The organism is Pseudoalteromonas sp. PA2MD11 (assembly GCF_017808125.1).
Lineage (GTDB): Bacteria > Pseudomonadota > Gammaproteobacteria > Enterobacterales > Alteromonadaceae > Pseudoalteromonas > Pseudoalteromonas simplex.
This window is the reverse complement of the sequence record NZ_JADKNF010000025.1, coordinates 10,445-27,500: the sequence shown is the minus strand read 5'-3', so window position 1 is coordinate 27,500 and position 17,056 is coordinate 10,445. Positions and strand designations below refer to the sequence as shown.

The 17,056-nt window shown below is 39.7% G+C and carries 8 protein-coding genes; 4 read left to right on the top strand and 4 right to left on the bottom strand.

Annotation, left to right across the window (positions count from 1 at the left end):
* Positions 1-32 precede the first annotated feature (32 nt).
* The gene (locus tag ISP07_RS19525; RefSeq protein WP_209328626.1) at positions 33-3,131 is read right to left on the bottom strand and encodes a glycoside hydrolase family 2 TIM barrel-domain containing protein; all 3,099 of its coding nucleotides are present in this window, start codon (positions 3,129-3,131) and stop codon (positions 33-35) included.
* A 461-nt stretch (positions 3,132-3,592) separates the two neighbouring features.
* On the opposite strand from ISP07_RS19525, the gene ISP07_RS19520 reads away from it, so the two are divergent.
* The 3 genes from ISP07_RS19520 (at position 3,593) to ISP07_RS19510 (ending at position 10,765) form a co-directional block, all read left to right on the top strand.
* Positions 3,593-6,439 (top strand): TonB-dependent receptor, encoded by a 2,847-nt coding sequence (locus ISP07_RS19520; protein ID WP_138602118.1) that lies wholly within the window; start codon positions 3,593-3,595, stop codon positions 6,437-6,439.
* A gap of 72 nt (positions 6,440-6,511) precedes the next feature.
* A complete protein-coding gene (locus ISP07_RS19515) occupies positions 6,512-9,388 on the top strand; it encodes a discoidin domain-containing protein (RefSeq protein ID WP_209328625.1) in 2,877 nt (958 codons plus the stop codon).
* A gap of 57 nt (positions 9,389-9,445) precedes the next feature.
* Entirely contained in the window at positions 9,446-10,765 is a 1,320-nt protein-coding gene (locus tag ISP07_RS19510; RefSeq protein WP_209328624.1) for a DUF3472 domain-containing protein, read from the top strand.
* A gap of 32 nt (positions 10,766-10,797) precedes the next feature.
* Here the strand turns inward: ISP07_RS19510 and ISP07_RS19505 are convergent, their stop codons facing one another.
* From ISP07_RS19505 to ISP07_RS19495, 3 genes are all read right to left on the bottom strand, one after another.
* Entirely contained in the window at positions 10,798-11,787 is a 990-nt protein-coding gene (locus ISP07_RS19505) for a response regulator (protein WP_054553654.1), read from the bottom strand.
* Positions 11,784-15,110, bottom strand: a complete 3,327-nt coding sequence (locus ISP07_RS19500) for an MHYT domain-containing protein (RefSeq protein WP_209328636.1) — start codon at positions 15,108-15,110, stop codon at positions 11,784-11,786. The genes ISP07_RS19505 and ISP07_RS19500 overlap by 4 nt, the downstream gene beginning before the upstream one ends.
* 161 nt (positions 15,111-15,271) lie before the next feature.
* Positions 15,272-16,252, bottom strand: coding sequence for an ion channel (locus ISP07_RS19495; protein WP_209328623.1), 981 nt, complete (start codon positions 16,250-16,252; stop codon positions 15,272-15,274).
* A gap of 104 nt (positions 16,253-16,356) precedes the next feature.
* Here ISP07_RS19495 and ISP07_RS19490 point away from each other — a divergent pair, with 104 nt between their 5' ends.
* Positions 16,357-17,037 carry a M48 family metallopeptidase gene (locus ISP07_RS19490; protein WP_054553652.1) on the top strand — a complete coding sequence of 227 codons (681 nt, stop codon included), beginning with the start codon at positions 16,357-16,359 and terminating at the stop codon, positions 17,035-17,037.
* Positions 17,038-17,056: the final 19 nt, after the last annotated feature.

Genomic DNA, 17,056 nt, shown 5'->3' with positions numbered 1-17,056 from the left:
ATAAGGGCTCAAAAGAGCCCTTATCCAACATTTTAATTTATGTTAACTCCTTGCAGAGTAAAGCTATATTCATACTCTGAGGCTGTCAGCGTGTATTCTGGCAGTGCTGTTGTATGCCAACTGTTAACGCCGCCAACACCCATTTGCCCATAATCAATATTCAGTGAAACGAGTGGACGAGGCTGAAGTTCACCGGAATGTGTTTGGCTTCGTCGCATGCCGGGGTCTAGATCACTGATCCTGTAGTGTAAAGCACTCATACCAAAATGAGGTGCACCAGTAATTTTTAATCCTACACCTTGTTGATTGGTCAAGTGAAGCCAGCGTACTTGCGTTTTATAGCCACTTTCTTGCGGTCTGATGTAAGGGTGATATTGCTGTGACACTTTAGAGTGATATAAACCAACATGTGCTGCGGTATGTCGATCACGATAATTTTCCTGTGGTCCACGGCCAAAGTAGGTAATATTGTTAAGCTCGGCAAATAATTCCAAGTTCATACCGACGCGAGGGATCATAGGCATGTCTTGCATAGATGAACTGAACTTGTAATCGACCTTTACTTTGCCATCAGCTGTGATGATATAAATAATATTTAATTTTCCAGAAACATCTGGCACATCAAACTCAGTGGTAACAACAACTTGGTTTTCAGCTTCTACTAAAGTGAATTTTGTACGCTGTTGACGCTCTGAGGCGTATTTCCAAACCCTTAACTTATCTTGCCAATTTCCGCCGAAGTCATTATCAGTAGGAGCGCGCCAAAAGTTGGCTCTGGCAGGTGTTTTAATTAATTCAACCTCGTTAAAGCGATAGCCTGTTAACTCTGCTCGCGCGTGATTAAATCTTACTACAAAGTTATTACCAATAATCTCGCTATCGGTAACGGTTCGATAAACATTGAGTTTTCTTAAATCAGTTTGTTGTTCTTTCGCACGTGCTGTTTGTACTAAAAATTGCTCTTTTGCGATTTCAAAACTTTTTCCTATCAGTGGCTCATCAAGCCGCGTCACCACACTTATATTCAAAAATACTTCATCATCGATTTCTTTTGGAATTGAATAGTTAAGTGTGAAGTTAGCGGATTGCTGTGGTGGTATTTCAAGTTTATTGATGCGGCCTTCTTTAAACACCTTACCATTGCTCATCAATTGCCAATTTAAACGGTAATGGTTGAGGTTTTTGAAAAAGTTTTCATTAAATACAGTTAACTCTTTGTCATTGACAGAAAACAAAACAGATTGATGAACTTTTTTAATTTCATATAGAGCAGGTTCCGGTGTGCGATCAGGTAAAACAATACCATTTAAAAGAAAATTACCATCTGAAGGAGTGCCTGGAACACCAAAATCCCCACCGTAAGCATAGATAGTTTTGCCTTCAGAGGTGGTGGTTTGTATACCTTGATCAACCCAGTCCCAGATAAAGCCACCTTGTAACTTGTCGTACTTACGTATTTGATGCCAAAAGTCAGCAAAGTTACCCACACTATTGCCCATCGCATGCGCATACTCACTCATGATCATACTGCGCTCAGGATTTGATTCGGCATACTCTTTTAGATATTGCGGAGTAGGGTATTGGGGTACATAGAGATCGGTATTCCATTCAAAAACAGCGCGTTCGTACTGGATAGGACGAGATGGGTCGCGAGATCTTACCCAGTCATAACCATGATAAAAATTGTAGCCATTACCTGCTTCATTGCCAAGTGACCAAATAATTACTGAAGGATGGTTTTTTGAACGTTCGACCATGGCCGAAATTCGTGCAAGATGGGCTTTTTTCCAGTCGGGGTTATTTCCTAATGTGTGGCCCTTTGCCAAATTATAATACATGCCATGTGATTCAATATTGGCTTCATCAACCACATAAATGCCGTATTTATCGCATAATTCGTACCAGTAAGGATCGTTAGGATAGTGAGCGAGTCTCACGGCATTAATATTGAATTGCTTGAATAGTTTTATATCCAATTCCATGCTTTCTCGTGAAACGGCATGCCCTGTAATAGGGTCATGCTCATGCCGGTTGACCCCTTTGATCAAAATAGCTTGGCCGTTAATAAGCAGTTGGCCATTTTTAATTTCTGAGGTTCTAAAGCCAATCTTTTTCTTAACGTATTGACTTAACAGCTTCTTATTATCAAAAAGTGATATGCTTAATTCGTAAAGAGTGGGCGATTCAGCAGACCAGGCTTTTATATTTTTAAATTGTTTGTTGAATTGAACTGTTTGGCTGAGCTCTTTTTTGGCTAAAGTTTGCTGGGTTTCGAAAATGATTTCATGGTTAGGATTTTTGAGCTGAATTTGCAGTGTCTGCTCTTTATTTGATGGGCTTAAATCAACAGCAAGGTTTAGATTTCCATCTTTGTAGTTATTAACTAAGCCGGCATTTACAAACACATCTTCAATATAATCTTTAGGTGTATAGTACAGGTATACATCACGCTGAATGCCGGAGATCCGCCAAAAATCTTGAGCCTCTAAATAACTACCATCGCTCCAGCGAAACACCTGAACTGCCAGTGTATTTGACCCTGACTTTACATAATCAGAAATATCAAATTCTGCAGCGGTTTTACTTCCTTGGCTATAGCCTATCTTATGTCCATTTACCCAAAGGTAGAACGCTGATTTAACGGCGCCAAAATGTAGAATTACTCGCTTATCAGTCCACAGTTCATCTAAATTAAATGTTCTACGGTAATGGCCAATTGGGTTGTCGTGTTGTTGAATAAAAGGCGGGTTTTTCGCAAAAGCGTAGGGGTGGTTAACGTATATAGCACGATCATAACCTTGCAACTCCCAATTTCCTGGCACTTTGATTGTTGACCAATCACTATCATTAAAAGTAGGGCTCTCAAAGTCTTTCAATCTTGATGCGGGGTTCTTAGATAAATGAAAACGCCAGATACCATTTAAATTCAAATAGTTTTGCGCTTGATCTGGCGCTTGTAAATTTGCAACGGTGTAGGGAAAAATGCTTGCCCTAGCGGGTAATTTATTTATTCCGACAACTTTTGGATTTTCCCAATCATTGCTAAGTGCTGCAAAGGCACAGTTAGACCAAAGACAGACGATTAACATTCGTTTGATTAAACTAACACGGTTATTTATTAAGTTAATCATAAATTGATTTACCTTAATTTGTTTCATAATATTTCAAATTAGATTATCAGCCTTTCAAAATATTTCAAATTCACTTTGTTGTTTTATTTGTAAAAATTAAAAAGAATCATGTTGAAGTTGAAAGTCCAACTCTTGTCAGTCAAAAATGGCTGCTTCAGCTGATAATAGATTCAATTTTGTTACTTTATGCTTATCCTGCTTCTGGTGAGGTACCTTACTTACGTAGTTCCTTTTTCGAAGACTTTCGATTTAAGTCCAAATATTTTCCCTTTAGTTCCATATTGATTGAGTGTTGATTTTTAACTAGTTTTTTATCTAGCGATAAAAATGCGACTATCAAATTAAAAGAAAATGAAAGTTTTATTGCGTTTTCTATTGATTTTTTTCTTTCGAAAGGTGTAAATTAATTGTTATACATCTACAGATGTTCTTTCATGGAATAACTAATTCGGAGAAGTGCAATGGTAAATTACAATAAGAAGTACCTAAGCTTGCTCATAGGTTCGATACTTTCGACCTCCTCAGCAGTCGCATTAGCGGCAAATGAGCAAGACCCACAACTAAAAGAGACTGACGATGATGCTGTTGAGGTAATTGAAGTTCGCGGTATTCGTAACAGTTTGAAAGAATCTTTATTTATTAAGCAAAACTCAATACAGGTTGTTGATGCAATTGTTGCTGAAGATATCGGTAAGTTCCCTGACCAAAACGTAGCCGAAGCATTACAACGCATTTCGGGTATTACGATTACGCGTAATGCCGGAGAAGGGCAAAATGTCACAGTGCGTGGTTTAGGTGGGGACTATAACATTACAACCATAAATGGCCGACGTATGGCTTCAGAGCATAGCAGCCGTGACTTTAATTACGACTTGATTGCAGCTGAGCTGTTAGGTGGCGTTGAAGTATATAAGTCTCCCGTTGCACACACTCAAGAAGGGGGAATTGGATCTGTTATCAATATCAAAACACGTAGACCGATGGATTTTGATGGCTTCACGGCATCAGGTTCTATAAAAGGTATTTACGAAGATCGAACCGAAGATGTAACACCTCAAGCTTCATTTCTATTAAGCGACACGTTTTTCGACGACACATTTGGTGCCCTTTTCACTGCAGTTTATTCTGAGCGAACTTTAAGGATCGACAGTTATGAAGGTGAAGGCTTTTGGAATGAAACAACGGAGTCAGATATTACGGTTCGCCAAGATGTGAATGGTGATGGGGCATTTGATCCGTTAGTTGATAACGAGTGGGGCTCAATCATACCGGGCTATATGCGTTATGGTAACCAAGAAGATACTCGTGAGCGTATTGGCGGAAGTTTAGCGTTACAATGGATCCCGAACTCTGACTTTGAAATGAATTTTGATAGCATTTATTCATCATATAAAACGGATGCAACAGAGTCGCAAATTTCGTTTGTTACATATGATGAAAGTTGGACCGAAGGCATACCTGGCGTTAAAGATGTTGGTTTTAATGATGAGGGTTTAGTTAATAAAATGACTTTATTTGGTACTGGAGCGATGGCTGAAATACTTAATGTATCGTCGCCTCGAGTTACCGAAACGTATCAAGTTGGTGTGAATGCAAAATGGTTTGTTGCTGATAACTTTAGTGTTGCATTCGATGTTGCGCATTCGAGTTCAGAAAATAAAAATGATGGTCACAATAGATATATTGTAGCACGTGGTTTTGTTGATGAAATTATGCTGGATAAATCAGGTAATAACCTTTTACCTGATGTATCAATTTCTCCTAACTTAACTGCGAACTCTCCTTTTGGCGCCCACTACAGCTATAACAGTGGAACAGGTGTTAAAGATGTCGTAAATGAACTTCGTATTGACGCACAGTGGATGCCAAATGTTGATTGGATCAAATCAATCGATTTTGGTTTAAATATTGGCGATCAAACGAAGACCACAAATGTTAATTCGTCAGAAAATGCCAGTGCATTTAGTAATGCTGGAGCGCAACTTGATTCTGAACGTTATGATCACTTCAGCGTAGATTACTCATCAGTTGAAAATATTAACGGCTTTGACCTATTTAGACTCCCTGAAAGTGTGTTAATTGATGGTGACTTTGAGAACTTCTTTAAAGGTGAACCCGGTCAGCACCCTAATCCGTGGCCTCGTTTTGACTACGATGAGTTATTCGCATTTTATGAATCTATTAGTCCGGAAGCTGCTAATCAGTTAATTAAAGCGCTTCCGCGCCCTAAAGACTCATATGAAGTAAATGAGCAAACCAATGCAATTTACGCATCCGTGAATATAGAAGACAAAGTTTTTGGCTTTCCTTATGCTTTAAATTTAGGTGTTCGGGCTATTGAAACAACTGTAGGTAGCCAAGGTTATTCACTTAATTTAGACAAAGTTGTATTTGTTCCTGATAAACAAGGTAATCCAAGCTACGAAGGTAAAGTTGAAGATTATCAGGATATTGTGGAATTTGAGGATACGTATACGGATGTATTACCAAGTTTAAATCTAAAACTAAATTTGACAGATACTTTATTACTTAGAACAACAGCTTCAAAAGCAATTACTCGCCCAAGTATCCAATCACTCAAGGCTTGGAGTTACATCAACTTCAATAAAATGGAATATCACGCCTCAAATCCTGGACTCGAACCGCTTCGTGCTAATCAAGCAGATTTAGCTCTTGAGTGGTATTTTTCTGAGAATGGTGCACTCACTGCTGTTTATTTTTATAAAGATATCGAGTCATTTGTCATAAATGGTGAAAATGGATCAATTGATATCAATGGAGAAACCTTCAAAGTACAGTCATCTATCAATGGTGACGGTGGAGGTACCATTGAAGGTTATGAGATTGCCTATCAGCATGCCTTTACGGAATTACTACCAGCGCCATTTAATAATTTAGGGGTGCAACTTAACTACACCTATGTTGACTCAGGGTATGATCAGGTTCCTCAAGATCATCCTGAATACGACTTTAGAAGCCTTGGCCTTCCTTATCAAGGAATGTCCGAGCATTCTTATAACGCAGTCGTGTACTACGAGACGGATGACTTTCAATTACGCTTTGCCTATAACTGGCGCGATGAATATGTTGCAAATGCAGATGCATGGGGCGGCCCGCAGTGGGTTGCAGACTATGGCCAGTTAGACTTCAGTGCTAGTTACGATATTACTGAATCAATCAATTTAAATGTTTCAGGTAATAACTTAACCAATGAACGTGGCTGGCATTATATCTCTCGCTCTGATCAGGTTCATAAACTTGATAGCGCTGGGCGCCTATTTACCTTTGGGGTTAATGTCAGGTTTTAATAGCAGTAGATAAATTCACGGCAATAGTTGTATTGCCTAATTTAAAAAGAATAAATATAAGTGAGTAAATTTATGAGCTTCACAAATAAATTATCTGTGCTCAGTATTGCGGTAATAACAGCAACACTGTTCGGTTGCGGGACCGAAGAGCCTGAAGGCTCAGTTGGATCTACAGGAAAGCAAGTTGTTGCAACCCCGGGATCGATTGATCGAGCCCCTTCAGTATGGTTGCGCTTTAATGATAACGCGGCTGGGGACATCATCATGCAAGATGTGTATATTCCGGCAAAAGGTTTAACACCATATACATACTATTCGGTTCTAAATTGGAACGCAGGTATGGAAGGGGGCGGTTATGCTGGCATACAAGATCATCCCGATGGCCGTAATTTTATATTTTCTTTGTGGGATCCTTCAAATGGTGAACTTATCACTGCACCATATCAAGGTGCAGGTACTAAAGTAGAGAACTTTGGTGGCGAAGGTACAGGGTTAAAATCATGGAATTTTGAACTTGGATGGCAGCCTGATCATTGGTATACGCTGGTGGCTAAAGTTTGGCAAAAAGATGGCCATACGCAATTTGGCTATTGGTCAATGGATAAAGAAACGGGTATTTGGACACATATAGTCACCATGGATTACCCAGTTGAAAATGTCTACTTTAATAGCAATACAGGCTCGTTTGTAGAGGATTGGCTGGGGACGGGCGATCAAACCCGCACTGCATTATTTACCGCTGGTCATAAACGTCAGTTGGATGGTTCTTGGGCTGGGTTTACTAAAGCAGATTTTAATGTCATTCAAGAGGAAGCAACTGCAGCATACAATGAAAGCTATGATGCGACATCAACAAGTGAATATTATCGGATGAGCTCTGGCGGCAGTATTTCTCCTGATGAAATTGAAGCAGCAGATGTTTTATCTCGTCCTTATTCTTCTTTCTCACCGCAAAATAGCCCTTTGGCAGCAACGATTGACTCTATTGATACTCAAAGTATTAGTTGGTCAATTCCGGCAACATCTACGCCTATGTACAAATACACGGTTATCGTCAATGGTGAGGTAGTTAGTAGCGGGCAAGATTTATCAGCGCGTGAAGCAAGTTTCAGCGCGATTGCGACAGATGCTGTCGTTGAGTTACAACTTGAAAACATTCTTGGCAAAGTTACTAGTTATACAGGCACTGCAGCGGCTGGACTTACAAATAATGATGATACAGTACTTTTTGATACTGAATCAGAGCCTTTAATTAGTGGTGAAGCTATGACAATTGACGCAATGAGTAAAGGAGAAACGCGTCTGTATGAGGTCATGGCTATAGATTCTGCAAATAAACTAACCGTAGAACTAAGTGGTAATGCTGGTGATGCAGATATTTATGTCACTGCAAAAGAAGCTGCTAACCCTGATAATGCAGAATGTATCGGCTATGGTGGCACGAGCAATGAAACTTGCATCGTTGCTGTAAATGTACGTAAAGAGACGCCTTATACAATCCTTGTTGTTGCACGCTCTGATGTTGAGGGTTTGAGTTTAACTGCTACACATGATGGCGAAGAAAATGGCATGCTAAATAGTGCTAATTTTGTAGTCACGGGCAACACACCTGCACAACCGGGTAATGACTTAAAATATGCCTTTGATGGCGATGATTCAACCATGTGGCACACCTCTTGGGGTGATGATATGCAAGAGTATCCTCATGAAGTTGTTATCGATTTAGGCGAAACAGTTGATGTAAATCGCTTTGAATACACGCCACGCCAAGACGGCGGACGCAACGGAACGATTGTTAGCTTTGAAATTTATGTTTCAGAGTCGTCAGTTGATTATGGTGAAAAGGTTCATTCAGGTAACTGGGCTGATAACACTAACTTGAAGCTAGAAGTTTTTGGCCCAGTAACAGGTCGATTTGTTAAATTTATCGCTTTAGAAGAGCGTGGTGGTGGTGCATGGGCTTCAGCTGCTGAACTGCGAGTAGGCATTGATGATGGCAACGTATATGAACCTATTGATGGCTCAGGCACAGGTGATGAAGATGAACCTGTTGAAGAGCCTGCTACTGAAGCGGTCGAAGTAAATAGTACGCTTTTAGATAATACGACATTTAGCTACTCATCAACATCTCCTGCACAACCAGGCAATGAGTTAGCGCTTGCTTTTGATGGCCAAGATGACACGCATTGGCATACCAATTGGGATGATACATCCGTTGTTTATCCACATGAGGTGGTCATTGACTTAGGTGAGAATTATGCTGTCAATCGCTTTGATTATGCGCCACGAGATGGTGGCGGTAATGGTACAGTTGTGCAGTATGAGTTATATGTAAGCGAAGATGAGCAGGCTTTTGCTGACGAACCTGTATCAAGTGGCAGCTTTGCTGATAATGGCGATGTTAAAACGGTTACGTTTAATGATGTAACAGGTCGTTTTGTTAAGTTTGTTGCACTCGCAGAACGCGGTGGTAACCCTTGGGCGGCAGCAAGAGAATTAAATGTGGGAGTTAATTTAACTCAAGCAATTGATATGAGCACAGTTTCTGCAACATCAAGTTCTGCTGCTGAGGTTGGAAATGAACTTGAGCTTGCATTCGATGGTGATATTGACACGCACTGGCACACCTCATGGAGTGACAGTTCAGTTACTTACCCACACGACGTTGTTATTGATTTAGGGCAGTCTTATGAGGTTGCTCAATTTGACTACACGCCTCGCCCAGGTGGCGGTAATGGTACTGTAGTTAAATATGAAGTGTACGTAAGTGAAACAGCAACTGAATTTGGTGAGCCTGTTGCACAAGGTGAATGGGCTTCAAATGGTGATGTAAAATCAGCCATTCTTCCAGCGACAAATGGGCGTTACGTTAAATTTGTTGCTCTTGAGGAGCAAGGTGGTGGTGCTTGGGCATCTGCGGCAGAGTTCTCTGTTCGTATAAATCCATAAACTGTTTTAAGGAGCACTATTCGTTATTACGGATAGTGCTTTTTTGTGGGAAAGAAAATGAACAATCACAGAATAAAAACGGCTGTTTTATCGCTTTTTTTGACCTCCTTGGTCGCATGTGGAAATCAGCAGTTACAGTTACAGTTAGAAGATAAGAAGATAGAAACAACGCTCAGTATTCCAGTGGCAGGAAACAGTTGGATTGATAATAATGTTGAGCTGTCAGATAAGCTGATAGACAAGAGTGGTGTGACCCATTGGTTTGCTGAACAAGGCAGTTTAAGCACTTATTTTTACACATCTAAAACAGGTGAGTTAGCCGTTTCTTTGCAAACCTTTGTGAAAGACAAACCTGCAACAATTGAAGTTTCGATAGCAGGGCAAAGCAAAATTGTAACAGTAAAAAATAATCAACCAATGAGCGTACCTGTTGGTACATTTAACCTTGATGAATTAGGTTATCAAAAGTTAACCATCACGGGATTAGAGCAAGCAGAAACGCTTTTACCAGCCATAAGTGAGATTAAAATCGGTGGTGAAGTGGCTTTAGGTAAAGTTAGTTATGTTAAAGATGACTTTTACTGGGGACGTCGAGGCCCTTCGGTTCACTTGCAATACTCGTTGCCTTCTCAAACGATGAATTACCCGTGGTTTTATAGTGAAATAGAAGTGCCAAAAGGAGCCGATGCAATAGGCTCGTATTACATGGCGAATGGTTTTGATGGGGGCTATTTTGGTATACAAGTAAACTCTGATAGTGAGCGCAGAGTGTTATTCTCTATTTGGAGTCCATTTTCAACAGATGATCCTTCATTAATTCCACCTGAGTACCGAATACAGACCTTAAAGCATGGTAAAAATGTGCATGTAGGTAAATTTGGCAATGAAGGCTCTGGCGGACAAAGCTATAAGCGATACGATTGGAAAGCTGACACGCGATATGGTTTTCTAACTCACATTAGGCCAGTTGAAGGAACTGAAAGTACTGATTTTACAGCATACTTTTATGATCCTATGGTTGAAAAATGGCAGTTAATTGCAAGTTTCAGGCGCCCAAAGACGAGTATATATCATCAAGGCACCTATTCATTTTTAGAGAACTTCATACCTGGGGCAGGGCAATTTGAACGTCGTGCAATTTATACAAACCAATGGGCTAAACCTGAGCGAGGGGAATGGCAAGAAGTGACCCAAGCTAAATTTACTTACGATGCCACAGCCAAAAAAAATGCGCGTTTTGACTATCAAGGCGGTACGACAGAGAAAGGGTTTTACCTAAAAAATACAGGCTTTTTTTCCGCTCCCACTGCTTATGGCAGCGAGTTTGAAAGAAGCCCTACAGACATTCCTAAAATAGATCTTAAGTCTTTACCTTAGTAATAAAAGAGCCTCCAGATAGGAGGCTCTATTTATCGAGTGAATGTATTTTTTATTTCTATAATTGCATCCAGCTGACCTATAAATAAGTCGACTAACTGCGGATCAAAGTGCTTACCAGATTCAGATTTGAGAAGTTCGACAGCTTGGTCAACAGACCATGCTTTTTTATATGGCCTTGTTGAGGTTAGTGCGTCGAACACGTCGGCAATACTCACTATCCGGCCTTCAATACTAATCTCTTCACCTTTTAGTCCATAAGGGTAGCCGCTTCCATCCCATTTTTCATGGTGCTCAAGTGCCAGCTTGTGTGCTAGCTGTAATAAAGGCGAACTAGAGTTTTCTAAAATCTTCGCCCCGATTGTTGCATGTTGCTTCATATGCTCGAATTCATTTTCATCCAAGCGCCCAGGCTTCAGAAGCACGGCGTCAGGAATACCGATTTTACCAACATCATGCATCGGTGCTGCTTGTCTTAGTTGCTCAGCTTGAAATTCAGTCATTCCGTAGGCAAGTGCAAGTACTTTACTGTAACGGCTCATACGCGCAATGTGTTCACCAGTATCTGTGTCTTTGTATTCTGCTGCACGTCCTAAACGGTTTATCAAATCAATATGAGCGAGCTGTAATTGCTGTGCTTGCACTAATGATAAATGAGTTTTAACACGTGCTCGGACAATTGCAGGGCTGATGGGTTTTGTAATGTAGTCTACCGCACCTAGCGCAAAGCCTTCTGATTCATCTTGTTCATGTGATAAAGCCGTCACAAAAATAATCGGAATATGAGCGGTTTCTGGTGTAGATTTCAGTATTTCACAGACTTCAAAGCCATTCATATCTGGCATCATCACATCTAATAGAATTAATCTTGGCGGCTCATTCTTAATAAGTTGCAATGCAAGTTCACCTGATTTCGCAAATGATAAGCGGTAGTCATTGCCTAATACTTCACGCATTACTTTAAGGTTAGCGGGTTCATCATCTACGATAAGAATTCTTTCGCGCTCAATAAGTTCGCTCATGATTTCTCCTCACTTGCAGTTATTTCACGTTGCAATTTTTCAATCGCTTCCTGTGCAGCATTAAAATCAAAATTGTCAAAATGTTCACAAATTTCATTTATTTGCGATTTAAAAGCAGGCTTGGTGTTCGACGCCACTTGAGCCAAAAAGTCATCGTCAATTTCGGCATGTTTTGCGTGCTCTAGCAGTGTGTCTAAGGCTTTATTTAGCTCACTCGTAGGCATCATAGTAACTGATGTTTGTTCCTCTTGAGTTTTTGTTTCGGCTATTTTTGAGCGTAAAAAATGCCATTCATCTTCACATGCATGGATGAGTGAAATAAAACGAGTCCCTCTTAGTTCATTCTCTGCTTGAGAAAGTAAATGTAGCAGTTTTCCTAGCGCTAAATTCCCGGCAACGCCTTTTAAAGTGTGCAAAATTGTTTTCACCTCAGAACTATCAGTATTAAGCTCTTTTAAACGAATCATATTGGCATAATGATCAGATAAAAACGCTGCTATTTCTGAGTTTAGTTTTTCGCTACTTCCCCACATTTTCAGGCCTTTTGCATAGTTGATATGCTGCTTAGATTTATCTGGCTGTTGTTGAGATATTGTATTAACTTCTAACCCTAAAACCTTTGCTATTTCATGGTTAACTTGCTGAATATCAACGGGCTTATTAGCGAAGCCATTCATACCGGCTTGTTTTGCGGTTAATTTGTCTTGCTGTAAAACACTGGCAGTTAGGGCAATGATAGGGGTTTTTTTAAGTTGTTGTTGCTGCTCTTTTTCTCGAATCACTTTACACGCTGTAATCCCGTCGCACTCTGGCATGTGTATATCCATTAAAATTACATCAAAGCTATTTTTTTCGAAGGCGCTGATAGCCTCTAAGCCATTCTTCGCTTTTGTAACAACATGACCAGCTTGAGAAAGTAAAATATTCAGTAACTCGAGGTTTTGTTCTATATCGTCAACAACTAGAACTCTCAGAGGCGGCAGGTTTAAGATATTATTACTTAATTTATCAACTTTATTAATATCACCTTCTTTTAGAGGTAAAGAGAAAAAGAAACAACTTCCTTTGTTTTCTGTGCTCACAGCACTAATGCTGCCACCCATTAACTCTACCAGTTGCTTACTAATCGTTGTTCCTAACCCTGTGCCACCAAAACGGCGAGTCATAGTTCCATCAGCTTGCTCAAATGGCTGGAAAATTGCTTTTAGTCTATGTTTTGCGATACCAATGCCTGTATCTTGCACTTCAAAAAACAACTGGTTGTTTTGCGTTTTACTGATACTAATTGTCACAGAGCCTGTTTCAGTAAATTTAATCGCATTACCAATTAGGTTGTTTAATACTTGGCGAATACGCGAATCATCTCCAATGTATATTGGCGCAACATTTTCGGCTATTTTTAAATCGAGAAGTAAGTTTTTTCGTTTCGCTTCAAGCCAAAAGGTTGAAACGATATTATCTAGTAGAGCCTGCAAATTAAAGTGTTCAAGCGTGATATCTAATTTACCTTTTTCTAGCTTTGCGGAGTCGAGTACATCATTTAATAAATGCAATAATGACCTGGCCGAACTATTCACAGTAATTATATGCTTTTGTTGTTCTTTGCTAAGCGGGCTATCCATCAAAATATCACTAAAGCCAATTATAGCGTTCATTGGTGTGCGGATTTCATGACTCATATTCGCCATAAATGCTTGTTTGGCTTGTGCAGCGGCTTCAGCTTCTTGCTTGGCTGTCTTTAACGACTCCTCATATTCATGACGTGAGGTTATGTCGACTAGCACGCCATCTATCCATTTGTCGTTGGTATCTGGATTATGGTTAACTGTGCCTTGATCTAGTACCCAAACTGTTTGGCCATTACGGTGTTTAATTCTATATTCAACAGCGTATTGGTTAGAATTTGAGATGGCGTCGTCTAGGGCATCTGCTATGTGCTGCTCATCCTTGGAATTTATGATATCTGCAAATGCTACTTCGTTTGATGTGAACTCCTGTGCTGTGTAACCGGTTAATTCAAAGACTCGTGGGCTAATAAACAGCATCGTCCAGTTTTTATCAAGTAAACAACGAAATACAGCACCAGGTGTATTATTCATCAAGGTACGATATTGTAGTTCTTTTTCTTCTAGACTCTGTTGCAGGGCGCGTTGCTGAGTTAAATCAGTAATAAACCCTACAAATAGAGTCTCTTCACCTGGTTGTTTCACTTCTCCAAGGCCAAGACGAATAGGAAATAAATGGCCATCTTTATGTTTTGCGCAAACATCTCTGTTGATGCCAATTACTTTTTTAAGCTCATGATTGCCACTATTTAATAAGTAATCATCATGATGTGCAGCAATTTCGTCGTTCATTAGAATTTTAACGTTTTGTCCGAGAACTTCCTGTTGCTGCCAGCCAAAAATAGCTTCTGCAGATTTATTAAAGCTTAAAATTTTTCCTTTAATGTTAATAGTCACAATGCCATCAATAGCTGTACTTAAAATAGCATCTAAACGAGATTCTTCGGCAGATTTCTCCACCAACAGCATACGATAGCGAACCATTCCATTGATAATGCCTACGAGTGCAGTTAATAAAACGGTGGCAAACGCGACGCAAATAGCAATAAGTTCAATATGTGATGTATCAACGTTATCGGATAAGAGGGGCGAAGTCGCAACAAAGCGAGTCGCAGCCATTCCCATGTAATGCATACCGGCAACGGCAAAACCGAGAATAATGCTGCAAATTATTCTACTTTGAAAGTTAGATAAACGCTTAAAATGGTCACTCAAATGAAAGCGAGTGTATAAGCCTATGAATGACAGGCCAACAGCGACAACAATAGATGCAGCGAACCACCAAGGGTCATAACGTAACAATGGACTCATTTGCATCGCACCCATGCCTGTATAATGCATGGTGCCAATACCTGCACCTAATAATACAGAACTGACTAGAAGCTTTAACGTTTTTGGGATCTGGGTATTACCCTTGCGCCGAAGAAAAGAAAATGCTGTTAAACACGCGAAAAATGCCGGTACAAACGAAAAGAATGTTAAAGTCGGATCGTAGTTAATTGTTGTGCATAGTGAAAATGCCAGCATGCCAATGAAGTGCATACTCCAAATACCACCAGATAAAACCAGTGCGCCAGTACCATTGGCGAGTTGACGGTAAGAATTAAAGTTAGTTTTATTTGCAAGATCAATAAGGTGTAAAGAAAAATAAGCGGCAAAGACGGCCGTGGTAATCGACAAAAGGACTAGAGTCGGGTCGTAGGTACCGTTTATTAATAAATCTGAACTTTGATCAGTAAGAAAAAATTCTGCTAGCATAGAATAAGTTAAAGGCTGCATGTGCTTTCAGTCTAATACAATTTAAAATTTATTAAGAGTAAAAGATGTGAAATTAATGAATTTAATTATTTTATATTAGCTATAAATGCTTAGTTTTAAATTCATATTTTTTATCCATAACTTTTTATCACTAGATACTGTTAACGCGTCATGCGTTTGACGAATACGACAACGAATAAAGCGAGTGAAAAGCTCCCACAAAATGCTTCAACTGCTGCAATAAATCGAGAGAAACCAATAGGTGTTATGTCACCGTAACCTAGAGTCGTAAAGGTAACAACACTAAAATAAATGCTATTTAGAAATGCAAATAAATTGTCTTCAATAGAGTTAGAAAAATCTAATCTTATTAGCGTATCTTGATAATTCACCCCAAATAAAAAATAACAGAGTGCACAACAAATAATAAGCGACAAACTAAAACGAATGACATTCTCAGGCTTTTCGCCATAGCCGCATAACATATCGATAAAGCTTGAAGTTATTTGTTTACTTGAACCTTTAGGGTATTGTGCATGACGCATGCGCAATTCTTTATAAGTAAAGTTACCAGCAAGCTCAAATAGTCCTTGATTTTCAGAAGCTTTTCTTAAATTACGGTATATTTCTTCAGATTGTTCGAATAAGTCTCGTGCTTCTGAGTTGTGCTTATTCTTGCGGGCTTTAATGGCCGCCGTTTCTTGCAGTAATTGGTCGCCTAGCTCGATATTATCAATTCTGCTGTCGTTGAGTTTGATACCTAACAAGTTGGTATTTCTTAAGTCACAGTAATGCAAACTAGCACTGTGAAGGTTAGCTTTCATTAGTGAGGCATTAGCAATCTTATTATTAAATAAATGAGCGCCCGTTAAATTTGCTCGATAGAAGTTGCAGTAAGAAAGGTTATAGCCCTCTTCATCATCCTGTTTGATTAAGTTAAGCCCAGAAAGATTTGCTCGCTTTAATTGTAACCCTTCTACTAAGCCTCCTTTTTTGGCATAGCGTTCTAATTTTTGGGTTAGATCTAGCCCTGATTTATCAAATTTACTATCATGCCAAAAGCAAAATCCAGAGCCCATATCTGTTTCTTGGCACTTGTTACCTGTTGGTGAGGTATAACTACAACATGGTTTGTCAGGCATAAGGATGAAAACTTATTTGTGAGTCATCTTTATAGATTAGCAGCTATTTAGCAGGGTAAAATGGAATCTCTCATTTTTTTATTAATTGAATTGGCTTACTTTTGTTGGATTACACCCTAAAGCGCAGTAAACGCAGAACAACCGTGGCAATTAAAGTTGCTGAGCAGAAACTCACTGTGTATGCGCCTTTTTATGTTCCACAAACTGAAATAGATGCCTGGCTAAACACTAAGCAAGATTGGGTCGCTGAACAAATAGCAAAGCAATCTATGCAAGCTGAGCGTCGCCAATTGCCATTAGTAAACGCCACTATTAAGTTGTTTGGGCAAAACGTCCCAATAGTATTCGGCAAAGGCCCGAAAAACACTTGGCAACAAGATGCGCGGCCTCAGCTTACCTTACTAATATCATCACGTGTCAAACATCAAGAGGCTAACTACCTCGCTTTGCTTGAGCAGTTTATGCATGAAAAGCTTGAGAGCTATATCGAAATGCGAGTGCATGATTACTGCTTGCAAATGTCTGAGACGTTGCCTACAAAGCTTAAAATTCAACATTATAAACGTCGCTGGGGCAGTTGTAACAAACGCCGTGAGCTGACTTTTAATTTACATTTAGCAAGTGCGCCAACCTGGGTGATTGATTATGTAGTTGTCCATGAGCTTGCGCATCTTTTACATATGAATCATAGCGCTAAGTTTTGGCAACGTGTGAGCCAGTTTTATCCAGACTATAAAAAAGCAGAGCAATGGTTAAAAGCGAATGGGAGCAGTTTGAGTTGGTAGATTAAGTTAGCGAGAGTAA

Excerpts from the sequence above, each read along its gene's own strand:
- ISP07_RS19525 (WP_209328626.1), bottom strand. The coding sequence starts at position 3,131 with ATGATTAACTTAATAAATAACCGTGTTAGTTTAATCAAACGAATGTTA.
- ISP07_RS19495 (WP_209328623.1), bottom strand. The coding sequence starts at position 16,252 with ATGCCTGACAAACCATGTTGTAGTTATACCTCACCAACAGGTAACAAG.
- ISP07_RS19500 (WP_209328636.1), bottom strand. The coding sequence starts at position 15,110 with ATGCTAGCAGAATTTTTTCTTACTGATCAAAGTTCAGATTTATTAATA.
- ISP07_RS19520 (WP_138602118.1), top strand. The coding sequence starts at position 3,593 with ATGGTAAATTACAATAAGAAGTACCTAAGCTTGCTCATAGGTTCGATA.
- ISP07_RS19505 (WP_054553654.1), bottom strand. The coding sequence starts at position 11,787 with ATGAGCGAACTTATTGAGCGCGAAAGAATTCTTATCGTAGATGATGAA.
- ISP07_RS19510 (WP_209328624.1), top strand. The coding sequence starts at position 9,446 with ATGAACAATCACAGAATAAAAACGGCTGTTTTATCGCTTTTTTTGACC.
- ISP07_RS19515 (WP_209328625.1), top strand. The coding sequence starts at position 6,512 with ATGAGCTTCACAAATAAATTATCTGTGCTCAGTATTGCGGTAATAACA.